The sequence below is a fragment of the Cupriavidus sp. GW821-FHT02F09 genome (assembly GCF_059421605.1).
This window is the reverse complement of the sequence record NZ_JBWKVH010000001.1, coordinates 453215-465623: the sequence shown is the minus strand read 5'-3', so window position 1 is coordinate 465623 and position 12409 is coordinate 453215. Positions and strand designations below refer to the sequence as shown.

The window sequence follows — 12409 nt, the reverse complement described above, 5'->3', positions numbered from 1 at the left end:
GGGATCCATCAATCTTCAAAGACATACGATATCGACCCTGATGAGTTGGTGGAATTGGCCTCGCTGGGCCGCATCTTCATTTGATGCAGCGCGAAAAAACTATATTGGCAATTAAAAAATAAATTGCGAAATACAAACAACATAGCATGTTGGAACAGCGATGAACAATTACGACATGAAAGACATGCAGGGGAAACAGAATGCGCTATCCGGATACCAAGACGAGCCTCGCTGGATCGTACATGAAGAGACTGTTCAAATGGCTTCTGCCGCTGCTGCTTGTCTTGCCGGCAGCGGTCCACGCGCAGTTATGCTCTTCGGGTGGTACTGGCTTTGCGGTGCTAACTGTACCGAGCAGTCTTAGCACTGCGGCGGACGCTTACCGCCCGGGGACCATTCTGCCATCATCGTCGCCCGTTACAGCAAAGAGTGGCAATTACTTTTACGACTGGTGTACTCCAGCTAGATCAATCCAAACCGTAACATTTGACCCGCTTGGAAAAGTGGTCAGCGGGGTGACCTATACGGAGAACGGCCAGACTTACCCCATCTTTGCAACGGGCGTACCGGGAATCGGTTATGTCCTTGGCGCGCGTGCAACCCGCGCTACCCCAACTCCTCCTGCCTCTTCAGCGTGGGTTCCGGTTGGTCCCGGCTCAACGGTGGTATATAACGGGCCAGGGAATAACATGGCGTTTGAGCATCGGATAATCCTGGTTATTTCAGGACGTCTTGCCGCTGGCAGTTACACCATTCCGTCTCAGGAGATCGCCATCATGAGACCGAGGGATCAAAACGGTAAACCGTACACTGAAGATAACATCGCTTTTCGAGCCCCAGGGACGATCCAGGTGACAACGCGGGGATGCAAGGTGACGTCGGGGGCGACCAATGCCGTCACGTTGCCCACCTTGGTTTCCCATAGCCTGAGGTCGGTCGGCGCGGTGTCGGATGCATCGGCGTCCTTCTCCATCACGGTGAATTGCGATCCCAATGTGGGCCTACACGCAACACTCACGGACGCGGCGAATCCGGCCAATACCAGCAATACACTGACGTTATCCGGCAATTCCACCGCGACCGGCGTGGGCATTCAAATGTTCCGGCCGGGTGAAACGACAGCGCTGGGGTTCGGCCCGGATTCATCGGCGAAGGGAAACACCAACCAGTGGTATGTCGGCAGCTCGTCGGCGTCGGGCGGCACCCTCAACGTTCCCATCGTTGCCAAATATGTGAAGACCCTTCCGGTCATCAAGCCTGGCTCGGTCAGCGCGCGCAGCACGATTACGTTCTCGTACCAGTAGTGCAAATCAGATTTCGAAAGAGATGCGATGGATTTTTCGGCCGCACAGGCGGCCCGCACGGTGAGATGGAAACATGCACCCGATGGCGTATTCCGATGTTCGGCTGGCATTGGAATACTTTGGTGGATCCACCGCGCATCTGGCAAAGGGATTTATTATGCTATTTAAAATGACTTCGCGCGCTCTAATCCTGGGCGTCATGTTTTTTTCTGAATCAGCGTTTGCTGCTTGTACGACCACTACACCGACCAGTCAGGCATCGGCAAAACTTCCGCCCTCGCTCAGCACTGTTCGAGATTCGGTGGCCTCGGGGATTCAGTTTCCGTCATCGACTGCCGGATACGCCCGTCACAGTGTCAGCAGAACCAGCGATTGCAATTTCGATGAAATCATCGTAACGCCGCTCGGGAAAGTAGTTCCGGGTTTGACGTTTAAGGCCGAGAGGGGCAGCGCTGCTGTATTTGAAACCGGAATTCCCGGAATAGGTTATGCACTGGAAACGGCAAATGCCAACACGCCTTATGACCCTATTGGGGCTGGGCCAACTGTGCTTCCACCCGGCCCCCCCGGCTCTGGCGCTTGGGGTTACCACCACCGGGTGACTCTCGTCGTAACGGGTGCTATCGAAACGGGAACCTATAGTGCCCCGGCCAAAAACATCCTGACCATCATCGCCACGCTGGGTGGAGCTGTCGTGTCGAATAGGCAGGCGGCAAGTCTGGCCGCATTGAGCATTGCCGTTACGGCAAGAACATGCACGATCACGTCCGGCGCGACCAACACGGTCGTTATGCCGCAGTTGGTGACGTATAGCCTGAAAGCGGTAGGCGATGTCTCTGCCGCCAAATCGACGCCGTTTTCGTTGGGACTCCAATGCGACGCGAACCTCAGTGTCTATGCAACGTTGACGGATGCGACCAATCCCGCGAATACCGGCAATGTCCTTAGCCTGGCAAAGAATTCGACAGCATCTGGCTTGGGTATTCAAATCATGAAGCAAGGCACGACCAGTCCATTGAATTTTGGGCCGGATTCATCGGTCAAAGGCAATACCAATCAGTGGCTTGTCGGTAAATCCGGGACATCCGCTAGTGTCATCAAGGTGCCCTTCGAAGCGCGCTATATCAAGACGGAAGAGACGATCAAGCCGGGTACCGTGAGTGCGCTCAGCACGATTACGTTCTCGTACCAGTAGCGCCAGCGCGAAAAAATTAAATACGAAATTTTGAAAATAAAAAACATATCAGGTTGGAACATCAATGAAATCTCTTACCAGTTATGTCAATAAACATATCAATACACCGATCCTGCGTCGGTATTTGATGGCATGCCTTGGCACGCTGACGCTAGGTGCGACGTTCTTGCCAAACGCTGCGCATGCGGTCTGCAAGACCACCAATACGGGATTCCCCATCAACCCCTCCTATCCCAGTTCCATTAGTACTTCACGAGATGCCACCATCCCGGGGACTCAGCTTCCGTCAAGTAAGATTGGGGCCAAGGTTTCTGGCTACTTCAACGGTTGTGTCGTAGATACGCTAACGTCGACCCCCTTGGGAATCTTGGTCCCCGGCGTTACGTTCCGAAACGGGGGGCTCACCTATCCTGTTTATGAAACGGGAATTCCCGGCATCGGCTACGTAATGGATGGGGGCCGGGACAATTTTGGGTCCGTCTCCGAGCAGAGAGCTATAGGCCCGGGAACGACGCTACTCATCCCAGAGTCGGGTACGAGTCCCATTCACAGGGTGTACCTGGTTATGACCGGGCCGCTTGTTACCGGCTCCTTCAGCACGCCGACGCAAAGGATAGCGAGCTTGCAGGGGACGAACAGAGGGGTCGAAGTCGATTTCAGCCCTCCAATGTACGCACTGTTGGGGCCTCTGAATATTACGGTGACGGCACGGGCGTGCACGGTGACCTCCGGCGCGAACAACGCTGTCACGATGCCCACCTTGCTGGCACATAGCCTGAAAACGGTCGGCGCGGTATCGGATGCTTCCGCCTCTTTCTCCATCGCGGTGAAATGCGACGCCGACCTGGGGTTGTACGCGACGGTCACCGATGCCTCGGATCCCACCAATACCAGCAATACGCTGACGTTGGCCGGCAATTCCACCGCATCCGGCGTGGGCATTCAGATGTTTCGGTCGGGCAAGACAACGCCACTGTTGTTCGGTCCGGATTCGTCGAAAAAGGGAAACACCAACCAATGGCTGGTCGGCAACGCATCGGCTTCGGGCAGCACCTTCACCATTCCCATGGTTGCCAAGTATGTGAAGACCCTTCCGGTCATCAAGCCTGGCTCGGTCAGCGCGCGCAGCACGATTACGTTTTCGTACCAGTAGCGCCAGCCGATTGCCTCGCACTTCATGCCATGCCCGGCCGCCCTCCCGGCTGACCGTTAGCAAAACGTCATAAGGAGAATCAAGATGCCACGAAAGCATCGCGTTGTTCAGAAAAGCGCCGTGCGGTGTCGCCGGGCAATACTTGGAATTGGCTGCACCGCAGCGTTTGCCCTTCCTGTCTCGGAGGCACTGGCGGGCTGCTCGATCATCGCCAGGGACGGCGTCGGACCCGTCGAGTATCTCGAGGTCAGGCTCCCCGCCTGGTCGCCCTCCTCGTTTGACCCCACGGTTCCAGACGGCACGGTTCTTTTTTCAGAAAAGGGGACGGCAACCGGGCCCAGTGGCGACCTTACCTGCACATCCCTGATTGGCACGGTCAAATACGAGGGAAAAGGGCCTCCAGGGGCCTTTAATACCTATGCCACCGGCATTTCCGGGATCGGTGTGCGCATTGACGGAGGATGGACCGGATGGTGGCCGCAACAGACCAATGTTGCAAAGGAGGCGGGCTACTACGTGGGAGGCGGGGATTTCAAGGTGGAACTGGTCAAGACCGGCCCGATCACGGCGGGCGGGTCACTGTCGGGCGAAATCGGCACGACTACCGCGGTCGATCACGGCTTCGTCATCCGGCGTGTCTTCATCAACGGTTCGCTCCCCATCAGGCCGCAGGTCCCCGCATGCAGGGTGATGACGCCGTCCATCTCGGTGCCGCTCGGCCAGATTCCGATCCGCGCGTTCAAGGGCGTCGGCACGACCACCGACGCGCAGCCGTTCGAGATTCGGCTGCAGTGCTCAGGGGGCACGCAGGGAACGTCCACGCGCATGTATTTCACGATGACGGACGGCATCAACTGGTCGAACCGAAGCAACCTGCTGTCCCTGTCGCGTGACTCCAAGGCAACGGGCGTCGGCATTCAGGTACTGCGCGGCACCGATAACAGCCTGGTCAGTTATGGCCCCGATTCCTCACAGAGCAACAATCCGAACCAGTGGTTCATCGGGCAGTTCGGCAATGTGCCGGTGACGATCCCGTTCAAGGCGCGCTACATCCAGACCGCCTCTACCGTGACACCCGGCGAGGCAAAGGGCTACGCCACGTTCACGATGAGCTACCAGTAATCGCGCGGCAAGCGGCCACGCTGCCGGGCCCTCCCGATTTTCGATTTCCGGTTCGCAACAACTTCACAACGACTTAAGGACTTTCAGATGCGCTCTTCGAACTCATGGCAGTTATGGCAGCTTGCCTCGAAGGGCAGCGGATACTGCGCGCTGGCGACCGCGTCCCTGGCAAGCCTGCCGCCGCAGAAGCAGGACATGGCCCGGAACATCGTGGCCAGGCTCCTGCCACGCGACCGCTACTCCGACATCAAGGCGGCGCTGTTGGTCCTGGTCACACTGGAGTTGGGCAACGCGTCGGGCGACAGGGTGCGCGACGGAGGCCGCCGGCAAGCCGCCGGCACCGCCGTGGGGCGAGCGCTGCACTACGTCTACGCGCCCTGGAGCCTGCAATTTGCCTATCGCCAGCTCAATCACACTGGCCCGCTGCCTCGCTGACGGTTGATCGCACATGGGCCCGGCTGGCAGGCGCGGCGGGTCATCGATCGGGAGCATCTTGCCCTCGACACGCCAAGGACGCAGCGTATTCACGTCGGCGGCACGCGTTTTAGTACGCGTCCAATTTTAAATGGCCTGCAATCCCGATAGCATCCGAGATCAAGCGCGTGCGTCCCGTCCACGCAATGCATGATCCGAAAAATGGGAGCACAACAGTTTCCCTCGTTTACAGAAGGGGCAAGGAAAATATCTGCTATGCAACAGTTTCATCAAATCCTGCGCGGTCTCGCTGCGCGACTGATCCCGGCAATCGTTCTTGTCGTTTTCGTGTCGATTTCGCCGAAAGCGGCGGCTACGCTCTCTCAGATGACGGCGTTCGGAACAACGCTCAATCTGCCGAACAGCTTGCCAGCAGGCACCGTGGTCAGTCGCTACACGATTCCGCTGAGTCAACTCTGCAGCCAGGTGCCGTGCAAGGTTGATTCGATATCGCTCTGGCCGAACGGCGGGGGTGCAACCAACCCCGGACCGCTAATCCAGACCAACGTATCGGGCATCTCGACTCAGCTGCTGGTCAACGGCCAGCCCGTCACCGGGTTCAACGTCAACGCCAGTTCTGCCAACGATCTCATGGTCAATTCGCCACTCGAAGTGCAACTGGTGCGCGACAGCCGCCCGCTGTTGGCCGGCAGCCTGGCGGGCCAGCAAGGCGGCAATCCGTCCTATTTCTATGTGTGCCTGCGTCATGATTGGTCAACCACTGGCAAAATCTGCACCTCTTACGATACCGGTCTCGCGATCGCTCTGGCGGCCACCGTCAGGCTGGTCAACGGCACCTGCTCGGCGCCGGATCAAAGCGTCGCGCTGTCCTCCATGGTCTTGTACAAGTTCAAGGGCGTGGGATCGACCGGCGACCAGTCGGGCACGAAGGGGTTCGACCTTCGCTTCAACAACTGCCCGCCCGGCTTCGCGCGCGTCGGTTACACGCTCACCCCGATCGGAGGCCCGCTGCCCGCCCTCGCCGGCGCGCTGCCGGTCGCCGGCGGCTCGACTGCGAAGGGCGTGGCGATCCAGATCACTGGCACGAACGGCACGCCCGCGACGTTCAATCAACGGTTTGCGCTCAGCGCCTATAACAGCTCGACCGGCGGCTCGTACACGATCCCGATGAACGCGCGCTACATTCAAACCGAAGCAACGGTCACGCCCGGCACGATTTCCGGCATGATGTCCGTGCTGGTGGATTACCAGTAAGCGCGCGCTGCCCGCGCGGCATGCCGCATGCCGTCGCGGCGACGGGCATACCGCACAGTCACTGACACCGCATGCGGCCGCCGAGACCACCGAAATGACACGCCGCCAGGCGCGGCAGGTTGACGAGGCGCTGACGCGCGCCTCGTCCGCGGCGCCGGTGCTGTCGGGCAGCGAAGCGTCCCCGCACGAGACACTCGCCTTTCCCGCCGAGTCGCCGTGCTTCGATATCTCGCGCCTTTCGCCTATGACGGCGACCGTATCAGGACGCAGCGTATTCACGTCAGCAGCACGCGTTTTAGTACTCGTCCGATTTTAAATGGCCTGCAATCCCGATAGCATCCGAGATCAAGCCCGTGCGTCCCGGCCACGCCATGCATGATCCGAAAAATGGGGCAATAACGGTTTCCCTCGTTTACGGAAGGGGCAAGGAAAATTTCTGCTATGCAACAGTTTCATCAAATCCTGCGCGGTCTCGCTGCGCGACTGATCCCGGCAATCGTTCTTGCCGTTGTCGCATCGATTTCGCCGAAAGCACTCGCGCTCACCATTGTCACTGCGTTCGGATCCACGCTTAACCTGCCGAACAGCTTGCCAACAGGCACCGTCATCAGTCGCTATACGATTCCGTTGAGTCAACTCTGCCGCGCAGCATCGTCGTGCGAGGTTTCCAGGGTAGCCCTTTTTCCGGATGGCGGGTCTGCCACTGCATCCGGACCGCTAGTCACGACCAACGTATCGGGCATCTCGACTCGCCTGCTGGTCAACGGCCAGCCCGTCACCGCATTCTCCAGCAGCGGTAGCAACTTCCTCATCGTCAATTCGCCACTCGAAGTGCAACTGCTGCGCGACAGCCGCCCGTTGTCGGCCGGCAGCCTCGCGGGCATGAGCAGCGACCCGGCCTATTACTATGTGTGCTTGCGCGGCAGCACCAACTGCACTCCGACGAGCGATGGTCTCGCAATCAGGCTGGCGGCCACCGTCAGGCTGGTCAACGGCACCTGCGCGACGCCGGATCAAAGCGTCGCGCTGCCCTCCATGGTCTTGTACAAGTTCAAGGGCGTGGGATCGACCGGCGACCAGTCGGGCACGAAGGGGTTCGACCTTCGCTTCAACAACTGCCCGCCCGGCTTCGCGCGCGTAGGTTACATGCTCACCCCGATTGGAGGCCCGCTGCCCGCCCTCGCCGGCGCGCTGCCGGTCGCCGGCGGATCGACGGCGAAGGGCGTGGCGATCCAGATCACTGGCACGAACGGCACGCCCGCGACGTTCAATCAACGGTTCGCGCTCAGCGCCTATAACAGCTCGACCGGCGGCTCGTACACGATCCCGATGAACGCGCGCTACATTCAAACCGAAGCAACGGTCACGCCCGGCACGATTTCCGGCATGATGTCCGTGCTGGTGGATTACCAGTAAACGCGCACTGTCCACTCCGCATGCCGCTATTTGAAGGCGCGATCGAGTCCGCCCGTGCCGCATCGGCTGCCGCGCCGGGTTTTCTTGCACATTCCGCCGCATTTTCAAACTTGTCCGATTGTCTTCCCTGCCCAAGACACTCAGAATCACACTCAGAATCCTGTTACTTCGCTAACGACAGCAGCGACGCGCGATGCACGACACGCACGCGCGACACAAGACACCAAACGCAACACACAGCGACTGCCACCCTGGCCCATCAAGCGGCTCAGGCATTGGCGGGCTAGCGTTTTTGCAACAAACCTGCGCCTGTGTTCCAGGCAACGCGCGCAGCATGGGCAACATGAAATCCATCCGTATTATCGGCGGCGCAGTTGCGCTGCTCCTGCTTCGGGCCCCCGCGGCCACCGCACAGTCACTGACACCGCATGCGGCCGCCGAGACCACCGAAACGACACGCCGCCAGGCGCAGCAGGTTGACGAGGCGCTGACGCGCGCCTCGCCCGCGGCGCCGGTGCTGTCGGGCAGCGAAGCGTCCCCGCACGCGACACTCGTCTTTCCCGCCGAGTCGCCGTGCTTCGCTATCTCGCGCCTTGAGTGGAAGAACGCCGAGGCGTTCGCATGGCTGGTGCGCGCCGTGCAGGTGCAGGACGTGTGCATCGGTTCCGAGGGCATCACCCGCCTGCGCGACCATCTGCGCTACCTGCTCATCGAGCGCGGCTACGTCACCACGCAAGTGCTCATCGGCCAGCAAGACTTGCGCGCCGGCAAGCTGGAGATCGAGCTTGTGCCAGGGCGCATCGGCAGCATCGCCGAGACCGGCGACGCGCCGGGCCGCCGCCAGATGGCGATGCCGATGGCCGAAGGCGACGTGCTCAATCTGCGCGATCTCGACCAGACACTGGAAAACATCCGCACCGTGGCCGGCGACGCATCGGTACGGATGGTGCTGGAGCCGGGCAAGGAATTTGGCCAGACCGATCTCGCCATTCACCATGCGCCCGAGGTGCGCCGCTGGCGGGCCATCGTCACCGCCGACAACTCGGGCATCGACGCGACCGGCAAGAACCAGCTTGGCGGCGTCCTGGTGGTGGATTCCCCCCTGGGACTGTACGACCAGCTCATCGCCACCTACAACAATGACGCGCACTTCGGCAACCGTAGCGTCGGATCGCGCGCGATGGGCCTGCAATGGACGGTGCCGTATGGCTATGGCTCCTTCTGGCTGGGTGCGAACCAGTATGACTTCCTGCAGACGATCGCCACCACCGCCGGCAACCTGCCCTACACGGGCCGCACGCGCACGTTCGAGGTGGGTGCCAGCCACGTGGCTTACCGTACCGGCACCATGAAGGGCACGGTGCGCGCCAAGCTGTCGCGGCGCTCGGACGACGTCCGGCTCAGCGATTGGCCGATCGGCGTGCAGACGCGCGACATCACCGGCTACACCCTCAGCTACGCCCACTATCAACGCACGCGCCGCATGACGTTCACCGGCGGGCTCGGCCTGCGCGGGAGCATTCCCGCGTGGTCGGCCAACAGCGGCTATGTGAGCGGCAGAACGCAATGGAGTGGCCGCTACAGCATCCTCAGCGCCAACGCGAGCGTCGACGCGCCCTTCTCCGTCGGGCGGCAACGCTTTGGCTATCGCGCCAGCATGAATGCGCAGGCGGCGCCGAATGCGATTCCAGCAACCGAGATGCTTTCGATCGGCAGCCGGTACAGCGTGCGCGGCTTCGATGGCTCGCGCACTTTGGTGGGACAAAGCGGATGGGTGCTGCGCAATGAAGTCGCGGTGGCGATCGGGAACACCGGACAGGAAGCCTATGTGGCGGCCGACGCGGGCGCCGTGGGTGGCAGCGTGACACGCGAACTCGCCGGGCGAACGCTGGTTGGCGCGGCGCTCGGGGTGCGGGGCGAGTACGGCAAGGTTGGCTACGACGTGTCGGTCGGCATGCCGGTGGCCAAGCCGGCCGGGTTCGAGGCCGCGCGGGTAACGGTGGCCGTGCAGCTATCGATGAAGCTCTGACATTGGGTTCGTCGGGGTGTCGGGTTTTGTGTGTTGTTAGTCGTGTGTTGTTAGTCGTGTGTCGTGTGAGTCGATTCACCGCCGGGCTGAATCCCGCGCCGCCGTAGCTCCCCTCTCCCGCCGTGCGGGAGAGGGGTTGGGGGAGAGGGCGGGCCTGCGCAAGAGCGAGGCGTTTCACTTCGAGCGAGCGCCCGCCCTCTCCCCCGGCCCCTCTCCCACTTCATGGGAGAGGGGAGCAAACCAGCGTTTTTCTTCCGGCAACTCCAGCCCGCATGCAGTACCCACACCAAAGCCGGATGAACGGAAATTGCCTTGATCCACAACCTGAAGGAGGAAGCCAACCACAGCCATTACTGAATCTCCAACACCCTGACCCGGCATGCCCGCCCCCAAATCGGCACAGATCTCCGTATGCCGGCGGCCTGCCGTCTCTCACTTTACTTACCATGGTCCAAATGATGAAAAAGACATCCATGATTGCCCGCCAGCCCCGCTGCAGCACCTTGCTGAGCGCCCTGTTGCTGGCCCTCCCAGCGCTTCACGCCTCCATGGCATCCGCGCAGATCAGCGCGGCGCCTGGCGGCCCTGCTATCGGCGCGACCGCCAATGGCGTGCCGCTCGTGCAGATCAACGCGCCGAACGCCGCCGGCGTATCGCACAACCAGTTCCAGAACTACAACGTGGGCGCCAATGGCCTGGTGCTCAACAACAGCGCCAACGGCGCTGCCACGCAGATCGGCGGCAATGTCGCGGGCAATGCCGCGCTCGCCAATGGCGCCGCCGGCGTCATCCTGAACGAGGTGGTCGGCAATTCCCGCACCATGCTCAACGGCACGACGGAAATCGCCGGGCAGCGCGCCGCGCTGATCGTCGCCAACCCGAACGGCATCTCCGTCGATGGCGGCAGCGTGCTGAACGCTTCGCGCGTCACGCTGACCACGGGCACGCCGACGCTCACCAGCGGCGGCTCCGTGTCCGGCTTCACGGTGGCCGGCGGCGACATCGCCATCACCGGCAGGGGGTTCGATGCCAGCACGGTGGACAAGGTCGACCTGCTGTCGCGTTCCATGAAGATCGACGCGGCGGTCCGTGCCAAGGACCTGATCCGCGCCGTGGCGGGCCGCAACGATATCGCCTATGACGGCGACCGTATCGATGCCGAGCAAACCAAGGGGACCGATCACGTGCCGGTGCACGCCATCGACGTGGCCGCGCTCGGCGGCATGTACGCGAACGCCATTTCGCTGCGCAGCACCGAAGGTGGCGCCGGCGTGAACATCGCAGGCAAGGTGCAGGCGCTCACCGGCGACCTGAAGATCGAGAAGACCGGCCTGGTCATCACCACGGCGGATCAGGGCGGTGGGAAGGCCAGCGACGACAAGGCTGGCGGCGAAACGGCCAGCGCCGAAGTCGCCCCTGGCTTCGTCGTCGCCGGGAAGGCCACCGAGGACAAGATCAGCGTACGGGCCGGCGCGCAACTGCTGGCGGCGGGCGCCACCGATATCCGTTCGAACAGCGTGGACAATGCCGGCGCGATCAGCGGCAAATCCGGCGTCTCGTTCAAGTCGGCGGTGCTGATCAATGACGGGACTATCACGTCGGACGGTGACATCAAGCTGAACACGGCCACGCTGCGCAACACGAAGACCATCAAGGCCAGCGGCACGCTGACGGCCGATACTTCCACCATGACCAATGGCGCTGACGGCACGATGGAATCGGAGCGGGACCTTTCGGTCAAGGCCGCCACCCTGACTAACGATGGCGTGATCCGTTCCAACGCCGGCAACCTCAACGTGGATGCCGTAGCCACCAGTAACAACGGTACGCTCGCCAGCGCGACTGGCACCACCAAGGTGAAGGCGACGACGTTCACGAACTCCGGCAAGATCACCGCGAGCCAGAATCTTTCGGTCAATACAACGACCGCCAGGAACGAAGGCACGCTGTCCAGCGAGCACGGCAACCTCGACTTCTCCAGCCTCACGTTCACCAACGTGAACCGCTTGTCCGCCAAAGAGGGCAAGGTGAAGGTGCAGTCGATGATCTACTCCAACTCCGGGACCATTGAGCAGGCCCCGCTGGTGGCGCAGGTCAAGCCCGTGGAGCCGGCCAAGCCCGTGGCGCCGACCAAGCCGGTGGAGCAGGCTAAGCCCGTTGAGCCGACCAAGCCGGTGGAGCAGGCCAAGCCCGTAGCGCCGACCAAGCCGGTGGAGCAGGCCAAGCCCGTTGAGCCGACCAAGCCGGTTGAGCAAGCCAAGCCCGTTGAGCCGGCCAAGCCCGTGCAGCAAGCCAAGCCCGCGCAGGTCTGGCCCGGGCAGCAAGTCTGGCAGGCGCAGCAGGTCTGGCCTGTACAGCAGGTCTGGCCCGCACAGCAGGCCTGGCCCGTGCAGCAGACCTGGACCGTGCAGGTGCCCGTAGCCAACCCCTGGTGGCAAGCGACGCCCATCAGCTGGAATACGCGCTGGTACTAACCTGCTGAAGACATCCGTCGCATAACG

Annotated in this window: 9 protein-coding genes; all 9 read left to right on the top strand. The window is 61.5% G+C overall.

Annotated elements, in window-relative coordinates; translation table 11 throughout:
- The first annotated feature begins 242 nt into the window (after positions 1-242).
- Entirely contained in the window at positions 243-1304 is a 1062-nt protein-coding gene (locus tag AC07XB_RS02325; protein WP_493688023.1) for a fimbrial protein, read from the top strand.
- Positions 1305-1386: 82 nt separating this feature from the next.
- A complete protein-coding gene (locus AC07XB_RS02320; RefSeq protein WP_492827075.1) occupies positions 1387-2499 on the top strand; it encodes a fimbrial protein in 1113 nt (370 codons plus the stop codon).
- Between the two features lie 667 nt (positions 2500-3166).
- The gene (locus AC07XB_RS02315; RefSeq protein ID WP_492827077.1) at positions 3167-3652 is read left to right on the top strand and encodes a fimbrial protein; all 486 of its coding nucleotides are present in this window, start codon (positions 3167-3169) and stop codon (positions 3650-3652) included.
- An 84-nt stretch (positions 3653-3736) separates the two neighbouring features.
- Positions 3737-4774 (top strand): fimbrial protein, encoded by a 1038-nt coding sequence (locus AC07XB_RS02310; protein WP_492827079.1) that lies wholly within the window; start codon positions 3737-3739, stop codon positions 4772-4774.
- Between the two features lie 87 nt (positions 4775-4861).
- A complete protein-coding gene (locus AC07XB_RS02305) occupies positions 4862-5209 on the top strand; it encodes a hypothetical protein (RefSeq protein WP_492827081.1) in 348 nt (115 codons plus the stop codon).
- A gap of 255 nt (positions 5210-5464) precedes the next feature.
- Positions 5465-6463, top strand: a complete 999-nt coding sequence (locus AC07XB_RS02300; protein WP_492827083.1) for a fimbrial protein — start codon at positions 5465-5467, stop codon at positions 6461-6463.
- Positions 6464-6904: 441 nt separating this feature from the next.
- Positions 6905-7879, top strand: a complete 975-nt coding sequence (locus tag AC07XB_RS02295; protein ID WP_492827085.1) for a fimbrial protein — start codon at positions 6905-6907, stop codon at positions 7877-7879.
- Between the two features lie 343 nt (positions 7880-8222).
- Complete coding sequence (locus AC07XB_RS02290; RefSeq protein WP_492827087.1) at positions 8223-9908, top strand: ShlB/FhaC/HecB family hemolysin secretion/activation protein; 1686 nt, start codon at positions 8223-8225, stop codon at positions 9906-9908.
- Positions 9909-10381: 473 nt separating this feature from the next.
- A complete protein-coding gene (locus AC07XB_RS02285) occupies positions 10382-12382 on the top strand; it encodes a two-partner secretion domain-containing protein (RefSeq protein WP_492827089.1) in 2001 nt (666 codons plus the stop codon).
- The last annotated feature ends 27 nt before the right edge of the window (positions 12383-12409 follow it).